Below are 22,444 nucleotides of genomic sequence, written 5' to 3' on the forward strand. Positions count from 1 at the left end.
CCCGGCGGCGGCCTGCGCATCCAGACGATCCACGCTTTCGCCCAGACCCTGCTCGCGGGCTTCCCCGCCGAGCCCGGACAGCGCGTGGGTCGCGCGGCTCCCCAGCCATTCGGGCGCCGCGATCTGCCCCGCCACAGCCAGATATGCCCAGTTGCCCTGCGCGCCCGGCCTGACGCGGAGCCGTTGCCCCGGCTCGACCGTCCCGACGACCCAGCCGCCGAGCGGCCGACCGTCGATCTCCGCGGTGAAATCGCCGCCGCACAGGGCGAAGCCCAGCGCAGCATCGGCGCAGCGCAATGTCAGCCCGCCCAGCGACAACTCGATCAGCGCGGCGTCGCGGCGGTTGCCTAGCGCGGCATGCGCCGCGGCGAAGGAGAAGCGATCGACCGGCCCCGAACCGGGAACGCCGAAGCGCATATAGCCTGGGCGTCCGCCATCCTGAATCGTCGTCAGCGGGCCCGCCGCCTCGATCGAGAGACGCGCGGTCGTCACTCGATCTGCTCGAAGCGGATGCGGTCGCCCGGATCGAAGCGAAAGGGCTGCTCGGCGGCGGGATCGAGAACCCGCAGCGGGGTATTTCCGATCACCCACCATCCAGTCGGCATCGGCAAAGTGGTGATCAGGCACTGGGCCCCGGCGATGATGATGCTGCCGACGGGGTGGCCCCTCTCGGCGGCGGGCTTGCGTGGCAGCTGCAATGCCTGGGGTACGCCGCCGAGATAGGCATAGCCGGGTGCGAAGCCGTACATATAGACGCGGTAGTCGCCCGACAGATGCGCGCCTATCGCCTGCTCGCGGCTAAGACCCGTCCGTTGCGCCACGGCATCGAGATCCGGGCCGTCATAGCAGACCGGGACGACATGCTCGCGGCCCGGCCGTTCGTCGGCGCGGATATCCCGGGCGAGCCGCAGCGCCAGCGACGACAGAGCCTCGACATCGGCGACGAGCGGATCGAAGACGATCATCAGCGCGGCATAAGCGGGGACGGTTTCGACGAGTCCGGCGAGCGGTTCAGCCAGCAGCGCCCGATCCAGCGCGATGACGCGGCCGCTGATCGCCTCGTCGATCCCGTCGCCCAATTCGACGAGGATCGCCGACGCCCCGACCGGGCGGACGATGGGAAAGGCCGCCGTCACCCTGAAAAGGGCGCTATCTCCACGCCCTGCGCGCGGAACGCGTCGACGATGCCGCGCGCCATCGCGACCGCATGCGCGCTGTCGCCATGAACGCAGACCGAGTGCGCCGCGAGCGGCACGTCGCCACCGCCGGCCGTCGGCATCCGGCCCGTCTCCAGAAAATGCCGCAGCCGCGCGACCGCCGCATGTTCGTCGTCGATCATCGCCCCATCCTGATCGCGGGGCACGAGATTACCGGCGGGCGTGTACCCACGATCGGCATATATTTCGCTGAACACCGCCATTCCCGCGTCGCGCGCGGCGGCCTCCAGCACCGTGCCCGATATGGCCAGGATCGCCAGCGAAGCATCGACCGCTCGGACCGCGCGCAGGATCGCCTCGGCCACCGCCTTATCCTCGGTCGCGACATTGGCGAGCGCACCATGCGGCTTAACATAGGACACGCGGTGCCCGGCCAGCGCACCGACCGCGAGCAGCGCGCCGATCTGTGCGGCGACGAAGCGCTCGATCTCGACCGGAGCGAACGGCAGCCGGCGGCGTCCGAAGCCTTCCTTGTCGGGATAGCTGGGATGCGCGCCCACCACCACGCCGCGCTCCCGCGCAAGCGTCATCGTCCGGTACATCGTCTCGGGGTCGCCGGCGTGACCGCCACAGGCGACATTGGCGCTGGTGACGATATCGAGCATCGCCGCGTCGTCGCCCATCAGCCAGGGACCATAGCCCTCGCCCAAATCGGCGTTGAGGTCGATCCGCCATATTTCGCCCTGTCCCATCACCATATCCTAGCGAAAGGGCGAGCGAATGGCGACCCGCTCAGCCCTTCGCCGCCTCGCGCTGGCGGGTGGTCCGGAATTCGATGCGCTTTTCATAGGACGGACCCTGGATGATCCGGTCGACATAGATTCCGGGGGTGTGGACATGATCGGGGTCGATCGCCCCCGGCGGCACGATCTCCTCGACCTCGACCACCGTGACGGTGGCCGCTGTCGCCATGTTCGGGTTGAAGTTGCGCGCAGTCTTGCGGAAGACGAGATTGCCCGCCGGATCGGCCTTCCACGCCTTGATCAGCGCGAGATCGGCGCGCAGCCAGCTCTCGCGGACATAGGTCTCGCCGTCGAATTCCTCGGTCGGCTTGCCCTCGGCCACGACCGTCCCCACCCCGGTCCTGGTGTAGAAGGCGGGGATGCCCGCGCCGCCCGCGCGGATGCGTTCCGCAAGCGTGCCCTGCGGGTTGAGCTCGAGTTCGAGCTTTCCAGCGAGAAACAGCTCCGCGAACAGCTTGTTCTCGCCGATATAGGAGGAGACCATCTTCCGGATCTGGCCATTGTTCAGCAAAGTCCACAGCCCGAAGCCGTCCGCGCCGCAATTGTTCGAGATGACCGTCAGTCCGCCCGTCCCCAACCCCAGCATCGCCGCGATCAGATGCTCGGGATTGCCCGAGAGGCCGAAGCCGCCGGCCATGATCGTCATGCCCTCGAAGGTCACGCCTTCCAGCGCGGCAGCGGCGTCCCGGTAGATTTTGCCCTGAGCCATTGATTATATTCCCTTGTTCGATTATCGAACATATTATATGATAATCGGGCATCGGAAATGGGTCAATGGATGAGGGTGAGCATAGCCCCGACGGTCCGGGGAATCCCAGCTTCATGCTGTCGCTCGCCCGAGGTCTGGCGGTATTGAAAGCCTTCGAAGGGCAGGACTGGCTCAGCATTGCCGATGCCGCACGGCTGACCGGGCTGGCGCGGGCGAGCGTCGGCCGTTGCCTCTACACGCTGAAATATCTCGGCCATGTCCGCGAGCAAGGCGGACGATATGCGCTCGCCCCCGGGCTGCTGCCGCTTGCCAGCAACTACCTGACCTCCACCCCGCTCGCGACCGCCGGGCAAAGCGTCGTCAACGGACTGCGCGACCGGCTCGGCGAAACGGTGTCGCTGGGCGTGCTCGATCCGGCGAGGCCAGCGCGGATCATCTATATCGCGCGGTCGGAAAAGTCGGCGGTCATCGCGGGCCCGCTGATGGTCGGCAGCACCCTGCCCAGCCATTGCACCTCGATGGGCCGCGTCATCGTCGCGGCGATGGAGGACGCCGCGTGCGACGACTGGTTCGCCACGGTCCCGCTGCCGGCTCGCACCTCCCGGACGATCACCGATCCAGCGATATTGCGGAGGGTGCTCGGCGAGGTCCGCCGACAGGGCTGGGCGCTGGTCGAGGAGGAACTGGAGGCCGGGCTACGGTCGCTCGCCGTCCCGATTCGCGGGCGCGACGGCGCGACGGTCGCCGCGCTCAATGTCGCCACCTTCTCGCATGCGCATGAACGCAGCACTTTGCTGGACACGTTCCTGCCCGAACTGCGCGCGGCGGCGGGGCAGCTCGAGCGCATGGTCTGACATATTGCGGCGCGGCGGCTTGATTGCTGTCCAGCGAAGGGACAAAATCGCTCGATGATCGCACTTGCCCCTATGCTGGCCGATCGTGGCGCGCCTGTCCTGACGGTCGGCGCGGCGCGGCCGCTGCTCGCCGTGATGGGGGCGTCGGAGCTCACGCCGGCGCAGGTCTTCCGTCGCGCCGGGCTCGCGCCGGATCTGTTCGATGGCGATGATGATGGCACGATCCGCTTGTCAGACTATTTCCGGATCTGCGAGCAGATGGCGCTGCAGGGGGGCGACGAGAGTTGCCACGTCTCGCTACGCCCGCTGATGGTTGGGACCTCTGAGCTGGTGCAGGCGCGGCTGCGCGGCTGCACGACGATGGCCGAGGTGATGGAGGTGCTGGCGAACAGCTACAACATCATCCACGGCCATCGTTACAACCAGGTTCAGCGGCGCGGGCAGCTGGTCAGCTATGTGATCGACGACGCCAACTTCCCTTATGCCTTCGATCCAGACGACGCCTTCGTGATCGTCTCGCTCGAATGCCTGCTCGTCTATGTCCATGTCCTGCTGCTGTCGCTCGCGTTGGCCCCGCTGCCCCTGCGCGCGGTGCGGACGCGCGGGCCGGCCGGTGCGGGACGCGGCCACCTCGCTTTTCTCGGCGCTCCGCTGCGTTCGGCCGCCCCGATCTTCGGACTCGATTACGACATCGCGCTGGAAGGCATGGCGGTGACGCCTGCGGCCAGCCCCGTCCTGTCCGCGCGCACCATCTATGGCGGGGTCGCCGACATGCTCGACCGGATCGGACCCGTCGCCGCCGCGGTCGCCGACATTGTCGGCCGGGTCGAGCGGGAGATCGCAGGCGGGCGGCACGACCAGGCAGAGGTCGCGACGGCGCTTGGCATGAGCATCGCGTCGCTGCGCCGGCGGCTCGGCGAGGCCGGGCTGTCCTTTCGCGAGACGCGCGCTGCCCTGCTCAATTCGATGGCGCGGGCTGCGCTCGACGAGGGCGCCGCAATCGTCGATATCGCTGAGAATCTGGGCTTTTCCGACGGCCGCAGCTTCGCGCGCGCCTTCCGTCAATGGAATGGCCTCGCCCCGGGCGACTATCGCCGACAGCATTGCTTGAGCGAAATTGTCCCATAGAAACTGATCCGAAGCGTCATCGACAGCTATCGGCCTTTCCCTATCCTGACAGCATTCACCGGTGCGCCGAGATACCGGACATGAGCAGCTAGGGAGCAGGACCCCGCGATGGCCGGCCAACGCCATATCATCATTCCCGTCATCGCCGCGGCGATGCTGGCGCTTGTCGCGCCTGCCTCGTTCGCGGCTTCCGCCGTCGCGCCTCCCCCCGTCGCGGCGGCGGAGCAATATCTGACGATCGACGGCGCACGCGTCCGCGTCCGCATCGAGGGGCCGGCCGCTGCGCCGCCGGTGCTGCTGATCCACGGCTTCACCTTCAGTCTCGACAGCTGGGACGGATGGGCTGCCGATCTCGCGCGCGACCATCGCGTGATCCGCTATGACCTGACCGGCCACGGCCTGAGCGATCCCGACCGCGAGGGCCGCTACGGCACCGCCCACCGCGTCGCGCAATTGCACGCCCTGATGGACAAGCTCGGCGTCGCGAAGGCCGTCATCGCCGGCAACAGCTTCGGCGGGCTGATCGCCTGGAACTTCGCCGCCGCGCATCCCGATCGCGTAGAAAAACTGGTTCTCGTCGACAGCGCCGCTTTTTCGATCAACGGCGTGACCGAAAAGCCGGTGCAGGTGCCGCCGATGATGCGCAGCTATCTGCTTGCGCCCAGCCCGGCGGGCGTCGCCTATTCGGCCGCACAGATTTACGCGCACCCCGAGCGGCTTGCCCCGGCGCGGCTCGACCAGATGCGGGCGATGATCGTCCGCAACGGGCCGGCGCTGATCGCCCATCTCGAACAGTTCACTCTGCCCGATCCATTGCCGGGCCTCGCCCGGGTGAAGGCCCCGACACTGATCCTGTGGGGCCGCGCCGACAAGGTCATCCCGGTCGCGCAGGCTGACCAGATCGCCGCCGCGATCCCCGCCGAAAAGCTCATCATCTACGACGATGTCGGCCACGCCCCGCAGGAGGAGGCCAGCGCCGCCACCGTGGCCGATGTCCGCGCTTTCTTGAACAACTCGAATAAAAAATGACCAGGGAGACGATCATGATCGACACCACCAAGACCTTGCGCCTGCTCGCTGCGGCGACCGCGCTAACCGCCTTCGCCACACCGACCGCCCTCTTCGCCCAGACCGAAACGCCGGCGGTGGAAGCCGCTGACGACGGCGGCGCCGACATCGTCGTCACCGCGCGCCGCCGCGAGGAAAGCCTGATCGACGTACCGATCTCCGTCTCCGCGATCAGCGGCGACGCGCTGGCCCGTCAGGGCGCGGTCGACATCACCGCTCTCCAGGACAAGACCCCGAACATGACGCTGCAGGTCGCGCGCGGATCGAACAGCACGCTGATCGCCTTCATCCGCGGCATCGGCCAGCAAGACCCGGTCTGGGGCTTCGAGCCCGGCGTCGGCCTCTATGTCGACGATGTCTATGTCGCCCGTCCGCAGGGCGCGGTGCTGGACATCTTCGACATCGAGCGGGTCGAGGTGCTGCGCGGACCGCAGGGCACGCTCTATGGCCGCAACACGATCGGCGGCGCGATCAAATATGTCACCCGCCGGCTGGGCAACGAGTTTCAGGCGCGGGTGCGCGGCTCCTATGGCAGCTATAACCAGACCGACCTGATCGGTTCGGTCGTCGTCCCGGTCGGCGAGACTCTCTCGCTCGGCGCGGCGGTCGCCTGGTACAAGCGCGACGGCTTCGGCAAGAACCTGACCACCGGCGCCGAGCATTATAACAAGGACGTCCTCGCCGGCCGCATCTCGGCCGAATGGACACCGAGTGAGCAGCTTTCGATCCGCGTCGCCGCCGACAAGACCCGCGACAAGTCCAACCCGCGTCACGGCTATCGCCTGCTCCCCAACGGAGCGCTGCCTGACTTCCAGCCGCTCGGCGACGTCTACGACACCCGCTCCGGCGTCGGCGACGACAACAAGGTGGAGACCGAGGGCGTATCGGGCACGATCGAATATGCGCTGTCCGACGCGCTGACCCTCAAGTCGATCACCGCCTATCGCAAGGGCGACACCGACACTGTCATCGACTTCGACGGCACGCCGGGGCCAGTGCTCGACATCCCGTCCTTCTACAAGGATCACCAGTTCACCCAGGAGGTACAGGCGCTGATCCAGACCGACCGGATCCAGGGTGTCGTCGGCCTCTATTATCTCAACGGATCGGCATCGGGCGCGTTCGATACGGTGATCGGCAATGCCGGCCTCACCACGCTCACCTCGGGCGATGTCGATACCAAATCCTATGCCGCTTTTGCCGATGTCTCGGTCAAGGTCAGCGAGCAATTCTCGGTCTCGGTCGGCGGGCGCTACACCAGCGACAAGCGCGATGGCACGGTGTTCCGCGCCGACTATCTGGGCCTGCGCTCGCCGCTGTTCGGGCGTCCGACGGCGGTGCCCTTCCGCATCCGCACCGACTACACCAACAGCCGCACCGACAAGAAGTTCACCCCACGCGTGTCGCTCAGCTTCATGCCCGCCGACGACCTCAACCTCTATGCGTCCTGGTCTAAGGGCTACAAATCGGGCGGCTTCGATCCGCGCGGCGACGCGATCTTCACGCCCGGAACGGTCAACGGCTACAAGCCGGAAACCGTCACCGCCTATGAGGCCGGCCTGAAGGGCGCCTTCCTCGACCGGACCCTGTTCGTTAACGTCGCGGGCTTCTACTCGGACTATAAGGATCAGCAGGTCACGACCCAGTTCCTGTCGGGCGCGACGGTGGTGTCGTCGGTCGACAATGTCGGCAAGTCGCGCATCTATGGCTGGGAAATGGAGGTCCGGGCGGTGCCCGATCGCAACTTCCAGGTGCAGGCGGCGATCGGCTATACCAACGCCAAGTTCAAGGAGTTCCTGACGCTCGATCCGGCGACGCTGACGATCCGCGATTTCGCCGATCAGCGGGTGTTCCAGAACACCCCGAAATATACCGCCAGCGTCTCCGCGACGATGGGGCATGATTTCGACGGTGCGGGCCGCGTGACGATCACTCCCGCACTCTCCTTCCGCAGCGCCTATTCGCTGTTCGAGGTGCCCAATCCCGTGCTCGACCAGAAGTCCTATCAGCTGGTAGATCTGTCGATCGTGTGGACATCCGACGACAAGCGCTTCTCGATCGCGGGCCATGGCCGCAACCTGTTCGACCGTGAATATCGCGTCGGCGGCTATAACTTCCCCGGCGCTCTGACGGGCAATTCGATCATCGGCTTCTATGGCCCGCCGCGCACCTTTACCCTGACTGGCGAGGTGCGGTTCTGAGCAGCATCACCGACCGTCGCGGCGGCGAGGCGGCCCCCAATCCTGCCAGGGGGCCCGCCTCGCCAGGCGTGATGATCGCGATGATGCTGATCGCCTATACGCTGAACTTCATCGACCGGCAGATCATCGGCATCCTCGCGGTGCCGATCAAGACAGACCTCGGCCTGTCGGACGGCCAGCTCGGATTGATGGGCGGGCTCGCCTTCGCGCTGTTCTACACCGGGCTCGGCATTCCGATCGCGATGCTCGCCGACCGGCACGACCGGTCGAAGATCATGGCGGTGTCACTGTTCGTCTGGAGCCTGATGACGGCGGTCTGCGGGCTCGCCCAGAATTTCTGGCAACTGTTTGCCGCGCGGCTCGGCGTCGGGGTCGGCGAGGCGGGCGGCGTCGCTCCCGCCTATACGCTTATCGCCGATCTCTTCCCGCCCGAGCACCGCGCCCGCGCGCTGGCGCTCTATTCCTTCGGCATTCCTATCGGCAGCGCCTGCGGGATCGTCTTCGGCGGGGTGATCGCGACGCTGATCGACTGGCGCTACGCCTTCTTCATCGTCGGCATCGCCGGCATAATATTCGCTCCCGTCTTTCGCCGTTTCGTCCGCGACCCGCGCCAGACCGCAACCGCGCGCGCCGGCGCGGTCGGTCTCGGCGCGGTGCTGCGCACCTTGTTCCGCAAACCGGCCTTCTGGCTGCTAAGCGTCGGCGCGGCCTGTTCGTCGATGATGGGCTATGGCCTGTTCTTCTGGCTGCCGAGCTTCTTCGTGCGCAGCTTCGGCATCAGCCTGCTCGACGCCTCGCTCGGCTATGGCGCGATCCTGCTGACCGGCGGGCTTGCCGGCATCTGGCTGGGCGGCCAGCTTTCGGACCGGCTCGCCGCGCGGTCGAAGGCCGCCTATGCGCTGGTCCCCGCCGCCGCCTTCGTCTGCACCCTGCCCTTCTACGCGTTCGGCATCTCCGCGCACACGCTATGGGTCGCGCTCGCTCTCCTGCTGGTGCCGACCGCGCTGGGCCTCGTCTGGCTCGGCCCGGTGATCGCGGCGGTGCAGGGTGTCGTCCCCCCGGCGATGCGCTCGACCGCTTCGGCGATCTTCCTGTTCGTCAACAACCTGATCGGCATCGGCATCGGCACCCCCGCGATCGGCTGGCTCTCCGACCATTTCACCGCCAGCTATGGCGACGAGGCGCTCCGCTACGCGATCCTGTCGGGAACGGGCTTCTATGTGTTGGCGACGGTGCTGCTGCTGCTCGCGGCGATCTGGCTGCCGAGGAACTGGCATAGCGAGTGACGGCGGCTACTCCATTCTAACGCGCCGAGATGCAAAGACTTCGCATGAAAGGAACGGGCTGAACGGCAATGGGTTGAGACTCATCAGCACAGTCGACGGAGCGCCGAGCCATCGCCACGGCCTACGAGTTCAAGCCGCATGAACGGCCTTTCCTGCCCGGATCGCCGGCCACACCCGACCATCCGCCGCTGCGCCGTGCCGGCTATTTCGCGATAGGGCTGCTGCTCGGCGTCACCGGCGGGCTTAGCAACGGATTGCTCGCCGCCAACCTGCCGCAGATTCAGGGCGCATTGGGCCTTACTTCGGTCGAAGCCGGCTGGCTCACCGCAGCTTATTCGATGACCAGCGTCTGCATGAGCATGCTGCTCATCAAGTTCCGCCAGCAATTCGGCCTGCAACGCTTCATCCGCATATTCCTGCTGGGTTTTCTCGCCGTGACGATCCTGCAACTCTTTGTGCGCAGCTATGGCGTCGAGTTGCTCGTGCGCGCGGCAAGCGGCGTGGTTTCCAGCGGCCTGACGACATTGTGTTTCTTCTACATCATGCAGGCGATGCCTCCGGCGGCCCGCCTGTCGGGGATGATCATCGGTTTCGGTCTGGCGCAGGTCGCGTTACCGCTGGCCCGCGTCATCTCTCCGCTGTTGCTGACGAATGGCGACATTCAGAACCTGTTCCTGTTCGAGCTTGGCCTGACGCTGATGTGCCTGGGCTGCGTGGCTCTGCTGCGCCTGCCGCCGAGCGAGCGCATCCAGGCCTTCGAAAAGCTAGATTTCCTGACCTTCGCGCTCTTTGCCCCCGGTATGGCGCTGCTCTGCGCGGTGCTGGTGCAGGGGCGGATCGTCTGGTGGTCGACGCAATGGCTGGGCCTGGCGCTGGCCGCAGCGATTCTCCTGATCGGCGCGGCCATGCTGATCGAGCATAACCGCGCCAATCCCCTCCTCAACACGCGCTGGATGCGCAGCCGCAACATCCTGCGCTTTGCCGGCGTCGCCGTCGCGATGCGGGTGCTGCTGTCGGAGCAGAGCTATGGATCGATCGGCCTCCTCACCGTGCTGGGGATGGGCAACGATCAACTCGTGACGCTTGGCCTGGTGATGACGCTCGCGTCGATCGCCGGCATCATCGCCGGGGTCCTCTTGCTCAATCCCAAAGATCTGCTCTGGCCGGTCGTGGCGTCGGTCGTGATTATCGCGGTCGGAAGCTTCATGGATGCGGACGCCACCAACCTGACTCGGCCGGGCAATCTCTACATCAGCCAGGCGCTGATCGCCTTCGCGGCGCTGTTCTTCATGGGACCGGTGGTCATGGTCGGCATATTCCGCGCCATCTCCAACGGACCGAGCCATCTCGTGAGCTTTTCAGCCTTGTTCGGCATCAGCCAGACATTGGGCGGCCTTGCCGGCACGGCGCTTCTCGGCAGCATCCAGATCATGCGAGAGCGGCTGCACTCGCAGGAAATCGTGCAGACCCTGGCGGCCACCGATCCGCTGGTCATCGGACGTATCCAGACGTTGGGCGCCGCCTATGGCCGCATCCTCGGCGATCCGGCGCTGCGGCAGAGCGAAGGCGCCGTCCTCTTCAGCCAACAGGTGGCGCGCGAAGCCAACATCCTCGCATTCAACGATATCTTCGCGCTGATTGGCTGGCTCGCGGTGGCGGTCTTCATCTGGCTCGGTGGACGCTGGGTCTATCTCCGCATACGCGGCATCAATCCACTTGCCGAGGACATGGCGGCGATGCAGGCGATGCGTGCACGGACGATGCAATGATGGACATGTCGCGCGACGATGAACCCGCCGTCGAGGCGGCGCCCCCCGAAGACCGGTTGCAGGACCCTGTCGAGGTCGCGGATGAAGGGGCCGGCCGCCGCCGGGGCTGGGCGCCACCACGTGGAGGGCGGACGTCGACGCTGATCTTCATCGGCTTCCTGATCGCGGGCGCGCTGCTCGCGCTTTATGCATGGAACCTGCCTCCCTTCAGCCGCATGGTCCAGCAGACCGACAATGCCTATGTGCGCGGCCAGACCACGATCATCGCGCCACAGGTCAGCGGCTATGTCACGAAGGTGCTGGTGCGCGACTATGAGGTTGTGCGGCAAGGCCAGATACTCGCGCGGATCGACGATCGCATCTATCGCCAGCGCGTCGAGCAGGCGCAGGCGAACCTGTCCTCGCAGGCCGCCAATCTCAGCAATTCGACACAAAGCCAGCGATCGCGCGAAGCGGCGCTCGGAGGCCAGCAGGCTGCGACCGCGAGCGCCATCGCACAGCTTACCCGCGCCGAGGCCGACATGCGGCGGGTCACCGAACTGGTCGACCAGGGGTCGGTCTCCGTCCGCGAACGCGACCAGACGGCGGCAACGCTCGCTCAGGCGCAAGCCGCGCTGCGGCAAGCCCAGGCGCAAAGCGAGATCGGCCGGCAGGACGTGCGGTCGGTGACGGTCGGCCGTGGCGGCCTCGAGGCGGCGGTCGAGGGCGCACGCGCCGCGTTGCGGCTTGCACAGATCGATCTCGCCAACACGATCATACGCGCACCGCAGGCGGGCCGCCTCGGCGAAGTGGGCGTGCGGCTTGGCCAATATGTGACCGCGGGATCCCAGCTCACCTTCCTGGTGCCGCCGATGGTCTGGATTTCCGCCAATTTCAAGGAGGCGCAGACCGCGCGCATGGCGCCCGGCCAACCGGCGACCGCTATCGTCGATGCGCTTGGCGGTGCGGAGGTGCGCGGCCGGGTCGAGCGTATGGCGCCCGCCGCCGGCAGTGAGTTCTCAGTAATTCGTCCGGACAATGCGACGGGCAATTTCGTGAAGGTGCCGCAGCGCATCACGGTGAGGATCGCCCTCGATCATCGCGACCCGCTTTACCGGCGGTTGCGGCCCGGCATGTCGGTCGAGGCCCGTGTGGACACAACCGGCGGCCCCGATCCCGCGAACAGGCGATGAGAATCTTCCTGGCAACGTCATTGTGCATGCCGCTTCTGGCCGCATGCGTGGCGCCCAATCCCCCGTCCCCCGAGGCGGCGAGGCCGTCTCTGCCAGCGCAGTGGCGTACCGTCGGCGGCACTGCGGCGGTCACGCCCGAATGGTGGAGCGGCTTCGGCGATCCGGTGATGAGCCGCCTGATCGACGCCGCGCTGGCGAACAACGACGATCTCGCCATCGCAGCCGCACGGGTCAGGGAAGCCCGGGCGCAGGAAAGCCTCGCCCGCGCGCAGCTCTTCCCCACGCTCGATTTCGGCGCGGGCGCTAGCTATTCGAGAAGTATCGGTCCTTTCGGGACGGCGAGCGAAGCGACCGGCGTGCAACCGATCTTCCAATCCGCCTATGAAATCGATCTGTTCGGGCGCATCGCCAGCCAGATCGAGGCCGCGCGGGCCGCCACCCGTGCCACTGCGGCGGCCCGCGACGCGGCCGCGCTATCGGTCGCGGCGGCGACGGCAAGCGGCTATGTCACGCTGCGCGCGCTCGATGAGCGCGAACAGGTCGTCCGGCAAACCATCGCCTCGCGCGCCGAGGCACTGCGCCTCGCCCGATCAAGGGCTGTAGCCGGCTACACCTCGCAGCTCGAACTCCGGCAGGCGGAGGCCGAATATGAAGCGACCGCCCAGATCCTCCCGCAGGTCCAGCTCGCAATCACGCGGCAGGAGGATGCGCTGAGCGTGCTTGTCGGCCTGTCGCCCCGCGCGATCCAACGCGGGTCGAGCCTGGCCTCGCTGCGTCCGCCGCCCGTTCCGGGTGGCCTGCCCTCGGAGCTGCTTCGGCGGCGGCCCGACATCGCTCAGGCAGAATACGCCCTTGCGGCAAGCGACGCGACACTGGCCATATCTCGCGCCCAATTCCTGCCGACGCTCAGGCTCACCGGATCGGCAGGGACCACCCTGTCGTCGGCACTGCCCGATCCGATCAGCATCTGGTCGATCGGGGCGAGCATATTGGCGCCGCTATTCGAAGGTGGCCGGCTACGCGCGGGCGTAGAAACCGCCGCGGCACGACGCGATCAGGCGGCGTTCGCTTATGAAAGAACCGTCCTCACCGCCTTTCGCGAAGTGGAGGACAACCTTGCCGCGGTCGATCGGCTGGCGGCGCAGCGCGAGCGGCTGGAGGCACAGCGCCGCGCCGTCGCCGAGACGATGCGCCACGCCGTGAACCGCTACCGCGCGGGCTATGGCACCTATCTCGAGCAGCTCGACGCACAACGCAATCTGCTGAACGTCGATCTCGGTCTGGTCCAGCTTCGCGCCGATCAGCTCAACGCCCTGATCGCCCTGTATCAGGCGATGGGCGGCGGCTGGGGTCCGGCTATAACCGACGATTCCGGCGCCTGACCGCTATTCGGCATTGCCAATCACGTTCGATCGATCCGGGGGGCGGCAGCCCCGGAAGAACCTCCTTCTCGCGCGTCGGAAACCACAGCGTAATGACGCGCGTTAACGCTTCTCTTGTGACTTAGGCGGTAGCAACGAGCGATTGCCTTCAAATGGAAGATCGAAGTGCTTCATCAGCTCACCTATATCAGTACCGCGCGTCCCACACTGATACTCTCCGATGTCGAACAGATCCTTCAGGCGTCGCGTCGGCGCAACGAACGCGACCAGGTGACGGGGCTGCTCATCTTCGACGGGAAACGCTTTCTGCAGGCTCTTGAAGGACCGATCGACGCGGTCGAGCAGACCTTCGCGCGTATCGCGACCGACCCCCGCCACCGGGCGTTGGTAAAACTGTCAAGCCGTCACGTCGACACGCGCGAGTTCGGCAATTGGTCGATGGGGTCGCATCTCACCGGCCCTGTCATGGGCAAGGGAGACGTGGTCGGCCATGTCGAGGCAATGACCGAATCCCTGACCGATCCAAATGTCCGCGAGACGCTGCGCGGATTCGCGAGGCTCAGAAGTGGCTCGCCGTCCTGATCTGCGCGTCCTGTTGCTGGTGCTGGGCCTCTCCGCCCCGGCGCCCGCGATCGCCGATCAGATCTGGCTCGGCGCCTATCGGCACGACGTCACCCTCGCGCAGACCCGGTTCGAAACTGGGCAGGACATAAAGGCGGGGTGGATCGGAGAACGCTTCGATGGCTTGCGCAAGATTGGACGGCCCGCGCCGCATATTCTCGTCTCGAAGAGCCTGAACGGCGGAACGAACTATGTTGCTGCCGGGCTTAACTGGACCTGGGGATCGAAACTCTATCTGCGTCCCGGCATTGGGGTGGCCGCGAATGACGGTCCGCGCCGGGCCTTCCGGAATGGCAGGCGGGTGGATCTCGGCTCCCCGATCACCTTCGAACCCGAACTGGCCGCAGGCTGGCGGATCGCCGACAGGCTCGCAATCGAGGCGTCGTGGATCCATCTAAGCCACGCGACGATCTTCAGTCGTCAAAATCGCGGCATGGATTCGATCGGCGTACGGCTCCTCTATCGCTTGCGGTAAAAGGCCCACTGGCGGAACATCCGTCCGCCGTCCGCGGTTGAACCGGCGTGTCCACCGCTCCTCACGCCGCCGCAAAAGGCAATAGCTGCGCCGTTTCGCCGGGCTCCGACACGCTGCTAACCGACACCCTCGACATATTGGCATCGGGTTGCGCCGGGGAAACGATCTCGATCGACGACCTGACGTCGACATTGGGGAGCAAGTGTTTTGCCGGCCTGATCTTTCTGCTGGCAGCCCCGAACATCTTCCCGACCCCGCCCTTCGTCGATATCGCCCTGGCCATCCCGCTCGCCATACTGTCGGCGCAGCTTGTCATTGGCGTGCGCCGGCCGTGGCTGCCGGCATGGGTGCTCCGCCGCGAAGTGCGGACCGAGACCTTCGCCAAGATCGTGACGCGGCTGAGCCCGCTGACCCGGCGGGTCGAACGCATCCTGCAACGCAGGATCGATGTTCTGACCGGCATCGTCGGGCACCGGCTCATCGGGCTGGCCTGCCTCGTCCTGTCGATCGTCCTCGCACTGCCGATACCCCTGGGCAACGTCCTGCCCGGCGCGGCGATCGCGCTGTTCGCGCTCGCCCTCCTCAACCGCGACGGAATTGCGGCGCTTGCGGGAATAGCCGCCGCCCTTGCCAGTGCGGCGATCGTGGCCGGGTTCGGCTATGGCGCTGTCCAGGCAGTCGAATGGGTCAGCGCACTGCTGGCTTGAAGACTGCCGTCAATCCGGCAGCTTCCACGGCCCCTTCCCACCGTCGGCGATAAAGCGGTCGGTGCGCGCCGCGATCACTGGCAGCGGGACCGGGCCTAGCGACAGGATCATGTCGTGGAAGGCGCGGATGTCGAACTTCGCGCCCAGCGTCGCCTCCGCGCGGGCGCGGTCCTTTTCGATCTGAAGCTGGCCGAGATAATAGGACAGCGCCTGCCCCGGCCAGCCGATATAGCGATCGACCTCGGTGGTCACCTCGTGCTCGCTGAGCGCGCTGTTGTCGCGGAGGTAGGCGATCGCCTGTTCGCGGCTCCAGCCCCTGGCATGGATGCCGGTGTCGATCACCAGCCGGCAGGCGCGCCACATCTGGTAGCTGAGCATGCCGAAACGGTCATAAGGCGTCTCATACATTCCCATCTCGACGCCGAGCTTCTCGGTATAAAGCGCCCAGCCCTCGCCATAGGCCGAGACATAGGTGTAGCGCCGCCAGTCGGGGCGATCCTCATTCTCCGCCGCCATCGACATCTGCCAGCTGTGCCCCGGCGCGGATTCGTGGAGGGTCAGCGCGGTGAGCTGGAAGAACGGCCGCGACGGCAGGTTCCAGGTGTTGACATAATAGCGGTCCTGCCCGCCCCGCCCCGCGGTGTAATAGGGGGCGATATCGGGCGCCACGGGCATGATCCCGAATCGGCCGCGCGGCATCCGCCCGAACCAGCGCGCTGCCTTGCCGTCGAACTGCTTGGCGATCCACGCCGCGCGCTCGAGCAGCGCCTCCGGCGTCTTCGGGTAGAATTGGGGATCGGTGCGCAGAAAGCGGAGGAAGGCGGGGAAGTCGCCTTCGAACTTCACTTCGCGCATGACCGCATCCATCTGCGCGCGGATTTTCGCGACCTCGGCCAGACCGATCGCGTGGATTTCAGCGGGAGGCAGGTCGAGCGTCGTGTAGGCGCGGATCTGCGCGCGGTAATAGGCCCTGCCGTCGGGCCAGCCCTCCGCCGCCAATCCGGTGCGCAGGCCCGGCAGATAATCCGTCCGCATGAACGCAAGCAGCCGCGCATAAGCGGGGATGATCTGATCGCGGATCACCGCCTCCGCCTCGGCGCGCAGCTCAGCCTGCCGCGCCGCCGGGATCGTCGCGGGCAGCGTCTTGAAGGGTGCGTACCACAAGGTGTCGGCCGGTGACTTGGCTTCGGCGACCCGCGCGATCGATCCTTCGCGGCCCGCCATGATCACGGCGGGCGGGGTAAAGCGACGCTTCAGGCCGGCGCGCATATTGCCGATATTCTGGTCGAAATAGCGGGGGATGTCGCGCATCAGCGACAATAGCCGCCGGGCCTCCTCCTCACTGCGCACGGGCTTCTCGGCATAATAGCCGAGGTCCGCCCAGAAGGCGCTGTCCGAGTTGAGCGGCTTTTCGAAATCACGAAAGCGCTGTGCATCGAGCAGCGTCGCGACCTGCGCGCGGTAGACGCCGTAATCCTCCTGCTTGGCTGGCGAGAGATCGGCGAGTTTGATTGCGTCGAGCTGCTTAAGGACATCGGTCCAGTAGCCCAGCCGCGCCTGCTGGCTCGCCAGGCTCTCGTCGGGGAGATGCGCGGGGATGCCACCCCTGTTCGCCTCCTCGCTCTCGAAGGTCTGCTGCCGCCACGCCCATTCCTTCGCGCTCAGCGCATCGAAGCGATCGTCGGCGGGGTTGGCCATGGTGATCGTCGCCGACATCATCAGGAACAGGCCGATCAAAACGCGCATCGTTCAACTCCGCTCGATTGAAAGGAATAGAGCCGCCTTTTCCGATTCAGGCAATCAAGGGGTTGAGCATCGCCGCCGCATCGGGCCTAACGGGGCACCGATGCGCCGCCTCATCCTTCCGCTGCTGCTGGTCCTGGCCGCCTGCCATGGCGGAACGCGCGAGCCCTTGCCGGACGACCGGATAGTCCGGCTCGCCGACGACGAGGTGAAGAGCCTCGACCCGCAGAAGGCGACCGACCTCGCCACCACCCGCATCGCGCAGGACCAGTTCGAGGGCCTGACCCGGATCAATGGCGAAGGCCGTCCCGAGCCGGGTCTCGCCAGCGGCTGGAGCCTGTCCGCCGACGGGCTGAGCTGGCGCTTCCCGCTACGCCGCGGCCTGCGCTTTTCGGACGGCCGCGCGATTACCCCTGCGACCTTCGCCGCGGTGTTCGCCCGGCTGAACGACGCGGCCACCGCCTCGCCCAGCGCCGCACTATTCGCCGATGTCGCAGGCGTGACCGCCGGGCCCGACGCTGTCGTCGTGCGTCTCAGGGCGCCGATGCCGTCCCTTCCCGAATTGCTGGCGCTGCCGGCGATGGCGGCGCTGCCGATCCATCGCATCGCCGCGCTGGGCGAAGGCTGGACCGCCGAGCGTCCCCTGGTGACATCGGGCGCATATCGGCTCAGCGAATGGCGGCTCAACGAGCGCGTCCTGCTCACGCGCAATCCGCACTGGCATGATGGGCGGGCACCGGTGGCCAAGGTGGAGTGGCGGCCCGTCACCGATCGGCTGACAGCATTGCGCAGCTTCGCGGCGGGCGAGGCCGACATAAGCGGCGATTTCCCGCCGAGCCGCGCGGGCTGGATCGCCGACCGCCTGCCCGGCGCAGCGCATGTCGCGCCTTATAATGGCAGCTATTATTTCGTGTTCAACACCACCCGACCGCCCTTCGACGATATCCGCGTGCGCCGCGCGCTGTCGCTGGCGATCGACCGGCGCTGGATCGCGCAGCAGCTCATCGGCCTCGGCGCGCAGCCCGCCTGGGGCGTCCTGCCCGCGGGCGTGATGGGCGGGGAAGGGCCTTATCGGCCCGCCTCGGCCGGCTGGACCCCTGAACGGCGGAGGGTCGCGGCGCGCCGGCTGCTCGCGGCGGCGGGCTATGGGCCTAAACGCCCGCTGATGTTCGATATCCGTTTCAACAGCGACGCCGATCATCGCCGCGTCGCGGTGGCGATGGCGGCGATGTGGCGTCCGCTGGGGGTCGAGGCGCACCTGCTCAACAGTGAGGCGTCGCTGCATTTCGCCAGCCTGCGCCGCCGCGATTTCGTCTTTGCCCGATCCGGCTGGATCGGCGATGTCGCCGCGCCGGAAAATTATCTCGGCGTCCACCGCTCGGCGGCGGGCGCGGTCAACTATTCGGGCTATGCCAGTCCCACCTTCGACGCCGCGCTCGACCGGGCGATGGCGGCGTCGGATCCCGCCCGCCGCGCGAAGGCGATGCGCGCCGCCGAAGCGATCCTGATCGAAGACGCGCCGCTGATCCCGCTTTATCACTATGTCAGCCGGACTTTGGTTGCCGCGCGGATCGATGGCTGGCACGACAATGCACCGAACACCCACCCCAGCTGGACCTTGAGGATCCGACCGCAGCAATGAAGCGCCCCGCCCTCCTCGCGCTCGCCACCGCGCTGCTGCTTGCCGGCTGCGGGAAGGGTGATGACGATCTGGTGACGGTCAGCGTGATCGGCCGATCGACCCGGCTGGCCGATCCCGGCGGTGCGATCCCGCGCCGTGCCGATGCCGCCCTGCTCGGCGCGGTCGCGCAGGGGCTCGTCCGGCTCGACGCGGGGGCACAGGTCGAACCGGGTCTCGCGATCCGCTGGGCTGTCTCCGATGACGGGCTTTATTATACTTTCCGGCTCGATCGTGATCGCGGCAATGCCGAACGGGTAGCCGCCCAGTTGCGCCGGCTGGTGCGCAGCCACCGCAATGACGCGCTGGGCGATGGCGTCAGCGCCGTGCGCGAGATCGTCGCGGTCACGCCCGAGGTGATCGAAGTCCGTTTATCCGCACCGCGGCCGGAATTCATGGCGGTGCTCGCCAGTCCCGGATTCGCCCTGCTCGATCGCGGCAAGGGCAGCGGTCCGCTGCTAATCGACGGCAAGGTCGGCCCGCTGACCGTCCTGCAGCCCCCGAAGCTCGATGAAACCGAAGCCGACGACAAGGCGATAGCGCTGGCGAAGCGGCGCATCCACCTGCGCGGTGAGCGCGCGGCAAGCGCGGTCGCGCGCTATGCCAATGGCAAGGCGCATCTCGTGACCGGCGGCGGCTTCGACGACTTCATCTACACCAGGCTTGCCAACATCGACCCGCGCGAGATCCAGATCGATCCCGCGACCGGCCTGTTCGGCTTCCGCATGGGGCGTAGTTCCCCCGCGATCAGCGCACCCGAAATCCGGCAGGCGCTGGCGATGGCGCTCGACCGCGATGCGATCGGCGCCACGCTGGGCGTGCCCGGCTGGCGATCGATCCAGGCGATTCTGCCGCCGGGGCTGACCGACCTCGCCCAGCCGACCCGCCCCTTCTGGGCGCAGGCCTTCGCCAATGTGCGCGGCGCCGACCGGCAGGCGCTGGACAACCGCATCGCGACCGCGCGGCGCATCGTCAGCCAGTGGCGCGAGCGCGAGGGGATGAGCGGACCGCTGCGCCTGGCGATCGCGATGCCGGACGGCCCCGGCTCGGGGATATTGTTCGCGACCGTGCGCAAGCAGTGGCGCGCGATCGGGGTGGAGATCGATCGCGTCGGGCGGCGCGATGCCGCCGACCTGAAGCTGGTCGACGAGGTCGCCCCCGCCGATCAGGCCGATTGGTTCCTGGCGCATTTCCTGTGCGACCGCGGCCGCCCGTGCAGCGAGGAAGCCGATCAAGCCTATGGGATCGCCCGCGCCACCACCGATCCGGCGCTGCGCGCGCGGATGATTTCGGAGGCCGAGCAAAGGTTGACCGCGCTCGCGCCCTTCATCCCCATCGCCCAGCCGCTGCGCTGGTCGCTCGCCGCACCAGGCCTGCCCGGCTTCCGCCTGAACGCGCGCGCGATCCATCCGCTCGCACCACTGATCGGGAACCAAAATAGCCGCTGATGTGTACTTATTTTGAGCTTCGCTGAAACGGCGGCGCCGGCCCGCTCCCCCACCCAACCTCCCGATCCAGCCTATGACGTCGGGAGGTTGGGTGGGGGAGCGGGCCGGCACCGCACTCCACATCAGTGGAGATTATGGAGAAACCACGCATGCAACGCCCCACAGCGGCCGATCTGGATAGCCTGTCCGACCGTATTCCTGGTCTGGGCCGCGATGCGGCATCGGTTCGCCGCCGCGTCGAAGCGATGGAGGGGCTGCTCGAACGGATGTTCGTCATCCCCGGCATCAACAAACCGATAGGGCTCGACGTTCTGCTCGACATGATACCGGTGGTCGGCCCCGCGATTGGCGCGGTTATGGGCAGCTGGCTTGCCTGGGAAGCACGTAACCTCGGCATGTCGAAATGGCAGCTGACCCGCATGTTCGGCAATGTCGGACTCGACTTGCTGCTCGGCGCGATTCCGTGGGTCGGTGCAATTCCCGACTTCTTCTTCCGATCGAACAGCCGCAACCTGAAGATGATCCGCAAGCATCTCGACCGTCACCATCCCTCGACGGCGACGATCGAGGGCGGTGTGGTGGGGCGGCATTAGGCCAATATCATAACCGCTTGCGCGCGTCGGCGACTGCCTGTTTGAGCGCGTCATAGCCGACCGCGCCCTTAAGCATCTGCCCGCCGATCACGAACATCGGAGTCGCCAGCGCCGGATCGATCCGCTGGGCGAGCTCGATATTCTTGCGCAGTTCGGATGACACCGCCGGGCTGTCGACGTCGCGCTGGATACGTCCGTAATCGAGCTTCATCGACCGAATGACCAATGACACCTTGTCCGTGCTGGGGAGACCGGCCTCGAACATCCGCTCGTGGAAGCTGCGGAACGCACCCTGCTGCGCGGCGGCAAGGCTCGCCTTGGCGGCGATCTCGCTGCCGGGCCCCAAGATGGGGATTTCGCGCCAGACGACCTTCAGACGCGGATCGTCGGCGATCAGCCGATCGATATCGGGCAGGCTCGACCGGCAATAGCCGCAGGCATAGTCGCTGAACATCACGAGCGTGACGTCTCCGTCGGGCGCTCCGGCCCAAGCCGAGGCGAAAGGCGTCTCGAGCGCCGCCTTATTGCTGGCATAGGCGTCTTCGCTCTGCCTCTCGCGCAGCTTCTCGATCGCCTGGGGGATGATCTCGGGATGGGTGAGGATATAGTCGCGCACCACCGTTTCGATTGCCGCCTTGTCGGCCGGCAGCGGCGCGGGATGCGGCCGGACGAGCCAGGCCGCGGCGATCCCGACCAGCACCGCCGAACCCGCGCCGATCGTCGCCGCCAGCCGCCGGTGACGCTGCATGAACTGCTTGATCTGCGCCAGCGTGATCGTCATCGGCGGCGGTCGCTCGCCGCGCCGCGCGCCGCAAGAGCGATGTCCTCGGCGCGGAGATAGTCGGGCGTCCCGCGCGGAATTCGCGTCATCGCCGCCTCGGCGCTCGCCATCGCCAGCCGGTTGTTGCCGATCAGCGAATAGCGTTCGGCAGTTGCGAGCTGCGCGCGCGGTTCATCGCCGAGCCGCGCATAGGCCATGCCGAGCGTATACCAGGCGAAGGGGTTGTCCCGGTCGCGCGCCACCGCGACCTTAAGCACGTCGCGTGCTTCCTGCAGATTGGCCTGGTCCTCCGTGGCGACGAGCGCATGGCCGAGCAGCGCGGCGATCAGTGGCGCGCCGCGCGAGCCCTGCACCGCCAGCCGCAGCGGCGCTAACGCCTCTTTCGGCTTGCCCGACTCGAGCAATATCTGACCCTGGAGTTCCCGGAAATAGGGGTCCTGCGGGGCCGAGGCGACCAGCTTGTCGACCTCCTCGATCGCCTTGTCGGGATAGGCGCCGCGATGCCACGCATAGGCGCGGGCATAATGAGCGGACGAGCTCTGGTCGCTATCGGGATATTTACGCAGCGCCGAGGTCGGGTCGTCCATATAGCCGATCAGCTTGGCCTTGATCCGCTGGAACTTCGCGTCGAGCTCCGGATCGGGCTTCTTGTTGTAATTCGGCGATTTGAGCACATCGGTCGACAGCGCCGCTTCGCGGTCACCCGAAAGCGGATGGGTCTGCATGAACGGGTCAACTTCGGAATAGGAGGAGATGTAGCGATACTCCTCCTTGCGCATCTTCAGGAAGAAGCTGAGCATCCCCTTGCCGGTGATGCCGGCCTTGTCGAGAAAACCGATCGCGGCAGCGTCGGCGCTCGCCTCCTGCAC

20 protein-coding genes and 1 pseudogene are annotated in these 22,444 nt (G+C 66.8%); 14 read left to right on the forward strand and 7 right to left on the reverse strand.

Annotated features, from left to right (window positions below; all coding sequences use genetic code 11):
• Nucleotides 1-117: 117 nt before the first annotated feature.
• From WP12_RS25090 to WP12_RS20885, 4 genes and pseudogenes are all read right to left on the reverse strand, one after another.
• Nucleotides 118-594 (reverse strand): annotated as a pseudogene (locus WP12_RS25090) (hypothetical protein); the annotation flags it as partial.
• On the reverse strand, nucleotides 489-1,136 hold the full coding sequence (locus tag WP12_RS20875) for a 5-oxoprolinase subunit B family protein (RefSeq protein ID WP_046195598.1): 648 nt from the start codon (nucleotides 1,134-1,136) through the stop codon (nucleotides 489-491). The gene WP12_RS20875 and the pseudogene WP12_RS25090, both read right to left, overlap by 106 nt.
• A complete protein-coding gene (locus WP12_RS20880) occupies nucleotides 1,133-1,909 on the reverse strand; it encodes a LamB/YcsF family protein (RefSeq protein WP_200894569.1) in 777 nt (258 codons plus the stop codon). The genes WP12_RS20875 and WP12_RS20880 overlap by 4 nt, the downstream gene beginning before the upstream one ends.
• A 40-nt stretch (nucleotides 1,910-1,949) precedes the next feature.
• A complete protein-coding gene (locus tag WP12_RS20885; RefSeq protein ID WP_084691267.1) occupies nucleotides 1,950-2,669 on the reverse strand; it encodes a CoA transferase subunit A in 720 nt (239 codons plus the stop codon).
• 65 nt (nucleotides 2,670-2,734) lie between these two features.
• On the opposite strand from WP12_RS20885, the gene WP12_RS20890 reads away from it, so the two are divergent.
• The 11 genes from WP12_RS20890 (at nucleotide 2,735) to WP12_RS20940 (ending at nucleotide 15,332) form a co-directional block, all read left to right on the forward strand.
• Nucleotides 2,735-3,523 carry an IclR family transcriptional regulator domain-containing protein gene (locus WP12_RS20890; protein ID WP_046195599.1) on the forward strand — a complete coding sequence of 263 codons (789 nt, stop codon included), beginning with the start codon at nucleotides 2,735-2,737 and terminating at the stop codon, nucleotides 3,521-3,523.
• A gap of 54 nt (nucleotides 3,524-3,577) precedes the next feature.
• Nucleotides 3,578-4,651 (forward strand): AraC family transcriptional regulator, encoded by a 1,074-nt coding sequence (locus WP12_RS20895; RefSeq protein WP_235399234.1) that lies wholly within the window; start codon nucleotides 3,578-3,580, stop codon nucleotides 4,649-4,651.
• Between the two features lie 108 nt (nucleotides 4,652-4,759).
• Complete coding sequence (locus tag WP12_RS20900) at nucleotides 4,760-5,680, forward strand: alpha/beta fold hydrolase (RefSeq protein WP_046195601.1); 921 nt, start codon at nucleotides 4,760-4,762, stop codon at nucleotides 5,678-5,680.
• A gap of 14 nt (nucleotides 5,681-5,694) precedes the next feature.
• Nucleotides 5,695-7,920, forward strand: coding sequence for a TonB-dependent receptor (locus WP12_RS20905; protein ID WP_046195615.1), 2,226 nt, complete (start codon nucleotides 5,695-5,697; stop codon nucleotides 7,918-7,920).
• A 71-nt stretch (nucleotides 7,921-7,991) separates the two neighbouring features.
• On the forward strand, nucleotides 7,992-9,206 hold the full coding sequence (locus tag WP12_RS20910; protein WP_046195602.1) for a spinster family MFS transporter: 1,215 nt from the start codon (nucleotides 7,992-7,994) through the stop codon (nucleotides 9,204-9,206).
• A gap of 152 nt (nucleotides 9,207-9,358) precedes the next feature.
• Entirely contained in the window at nucleotides 9,359-10,975 is a 1,617-nt protein-coding gene (locus WP12_RS20915; RefSeq protein ID WP_443027894.1) for an MFS transporter, read from the forward strand.
• A 5-nt stretch (nucleotides 10,976-10,980) separates the two neighbouring features.
• Nucleotides 10,981-12,147, forward strand: a complete 1,167-nt coding sequence (locus WP12_RS20920; protein WP_052730542.1) for an HlyD family secretion protein — start codon at nucleotides 10,981-10,983, stop codon at nucleotides 12,145-12,147.
• Nucleotides 12,148-12,173: 26 nt separating this feature from the next.
• On the forward strand, nucleotides 12,174-13,529 hold the full coding sequence (locus WP12_RS20925) for an efflux transporter outer membrane subunit (protein ID WP_084691268.1): 1,356 nt from the start codon (nucleotides 12,174-12,176) through the stop codon (nucleotides 13,527-13,529).
• A 165-nt stretch (nucleotides 13,530-13,694) separates the two neighbouring features.
• Nucleotides 13,695-14,111, forward strand: a complete 417-nt coding sequence (locus tag WP12_RS20930; RefSeq protein ID WP_052730539.1) for a BLUF domain-containing protein — start codon at nucleotides 13,695-13,697, stop codon at nucleotides 14,109-14,111.
• Nucleotides 14,095-14,625, forward strand: coding sequence for an acyloxyacyl hydrolase (locus tag WP12_RS20935; RefSeq protein ID WP_046195606.1), 531 nt, complete (start codon nucleotides 14,095-14,097; stop codon nucleotides 14,623-14,625). Before WP12_RS20930 ends, WP12_RS20935 begins: the two co-directional genes overlap by 17 nt.
• A gap of 47 nt (nucleotides 14,626-14,672) precedes the next feature.
• Complete coding sequence (locus WP12_RS20940) at nucleotides 14,673-15,332, forward strand: exopolysaccharide biosynthesis protein (protein ID WP_052730540.1); 660 nt, start codon at nucleotides 14,673-14,675, stop codon at nucleotides 15,330-15,332.
• Nucleotides 15,333-15,341: 9 nt separating this feature from the next.
• Here the strand turns inward: WP12_RS20940 and WP12_RS20945 are convergent, their stop codons facing one another.
• Nucleotides 15,342-17,078 (reverse strand): DUF885 domain-containing protein, encoded by a 1,737-nt coding sequence (locus WP12_RS20945; protein WP_046195607.1) that lies wholly within the window; start codon nucleotides 17,076-17,078, stop codon nucleotides 15,342-15,344.
• Between the two features lie 100 nt (nucleotides 17,079-17,178).
• Here WP12_RS20945 and WP12_RS20950 point away from each other — a divergent pair, with 100 nt between their 5' ends.
• From WP12_RS20950 to WP12_RS20960, 3 genes are all read left to right on the forward strand, one after another.
• Complete coding sequence (locus WP12_RS20950) at nucleotides 17,179-18,717, forward strand: peptide ABC transporter substrate-binding protein (protein ID WP_046195608.1); 1,539 nt, start codon at nucleotides 17,179-17,181, stop codon at nucleotides 18,715-18,717.
• A complete protein-coding gene (locus tag WP12_RS20955; protein ID WP_046195609.1) occupies nucleotides 18,714-20,201 on the forward strand; it encodes an ABC transporter substrate-binding protein in 1,488 nt (495 codons plus the stop codon). The genes WP12_RS20950 and WP12_RS20955 overlap by 4 nt, the downstream gene beginning before the upstream one ends.
• Before the next feature lie 149 nt (nucleotides 20,202-20,350).
• The gene (locus tag WP12_RS20960; RefSeq protein WP_046195610.1) at nucleotides 20,351-20,794 is read left to right on the forward strand and encodes a DUF4112 domain-containing protein; all 444 of its coding nucleotides are present in this window, start codon (nucleotides 20,351-20,353) and stop codon (nucleotides 20,792-20,794) included.
• Nucleotides 20,795-20,801: 7 nt separating this feature from the next.
• Here the strand turns inward: WP12_RS20960 and WP12_RS20965 are convergent, their stop codons facing one another.
• Entirely contained in the window at nucleotides 20,802-21,575 is a 774-nt protein-coding gene (locus tag WP12_RS20965) for a DsbA family protein (RefSeq protein WP_052730541.1), read from the reverse strand.
• Nucleotides 21,572-22,444: tetratricopeptide repeat protein (locus WP12_RS20970; RefSeq protein ID WP_046195611.1), on the reverse strand; the 873-nt coding region annotated here is incomplete at its 5' end. The genes WP12_RS20965 and WP12_RS20970, both read right to left, overlap by 4 nt.

Source organism: Sphingomonas sp. SRS2, from assembly GCF_000971055.1.
Classification (GTDB): domain Bacteria; phylum Pseudomonadota; class Alphaproteobacteria; order Sphingomonadales; family Sphingomonadaceae; genus Rhizorhabdus.

Bases quoted from the DNA above. Each gene is read 5' to 3' on its own strand.
- WP12_RS20895 (WP_235399234.1), top strand. From the start codon at position 3,578: ATGATCGCACTTGCCCCTATGCTGGCCGATCGTGGCGCGCCTGTCCTG.
- WP12_RS20945 (WP_046195607.1), bottom strand. From the start codon at position 17,078: ATGCGCGTTTTGATCGGCCTGTTCCTGATGATGTCGGCGACGATCACC.
- WP12_RS20950 (WP_046195608.1), top strand. From the start codon at position 17,179: ATGCGCCGCCTCATCCTTCCGCTGCTGCTGGTCCTGGCCGCCTGCCAT.
- WP12_RS20900 (WP_046195601.1), top strand. From the start codon at position 4,760: ATGGCCGGCCAACGCCATATCATCATTCCCGTCATCGCCGCGGCGATG.
- WP12_RS20885 (WP_084691267.1), bottom strand. From the start codon at position 2,669: ATGGCTCAGGGCAAAATCTACCGGGACGCCGCTGCCGCGCTGGAAGGC.
- WP12_RS20960 (WP_046195610.1), top strand. From the start codon at position 20,351: ATGCAACGCCCCACAGCGGCCGATCTGGATAGCCTGTCCGACCGTATT.
- WP12_RS20955 (WP_046195609.1), top strand. From the start codon at position 18,714: ATGAAGCGCCCCGCCCTCCTCGCGCTCGCCACCGCGCTGCTGCTTGCC.
- WP12_RS20905 (WP_046195615.1), top strand. From the start codon at position 5,695: ATGATCGACACCACCAAGACCTTGCGCCTGCTCGCTGCGGCGACCGCG.
- WP12_RS20965 (WP_052730541.1), bottom strand. From the start codon at position 21,575: ATGACGATCACGCTGGCGCAGATCAAGCAGTTCATGCAGCGTCACCGG.
- WP12_RS20925 (WP_084691268.1), top strand. From the start codon at position 12,174: ATGCCGCTTCTGGCCGCATGCGTGGCGCCCAATCCCCCGTCCCCCGAG.
- WP12_RS20880 (WP_200894569.1), bottom strand. From the start codon at position 1,909: ATGGGACAGGGCGAAATATGGCGGATCGACCTCAACGCCGATTTGGGC.
- WP12_RS20910 (WP_046195602.1), top strand. From the start codon at position 7,992: ATGATCGCGATGATGCTGATCGCCTATACGCTGAACTTCATCGACCGG.
- WP12_RS20890 (WP_046195599.1), top strand. From the start codon at position 2,735: ATGGATGAGGGTGAGCATAGCCCCGACGGTCCGGGGAATCCCAGCTTC.
- WP12_RS20920 (WP_052730542.1), top strand. From the start codon at position 10,981: ATGTCGCGCGACGATGAACCCGCCGTCGAGGCGGCGCCCCCCGAAGAC.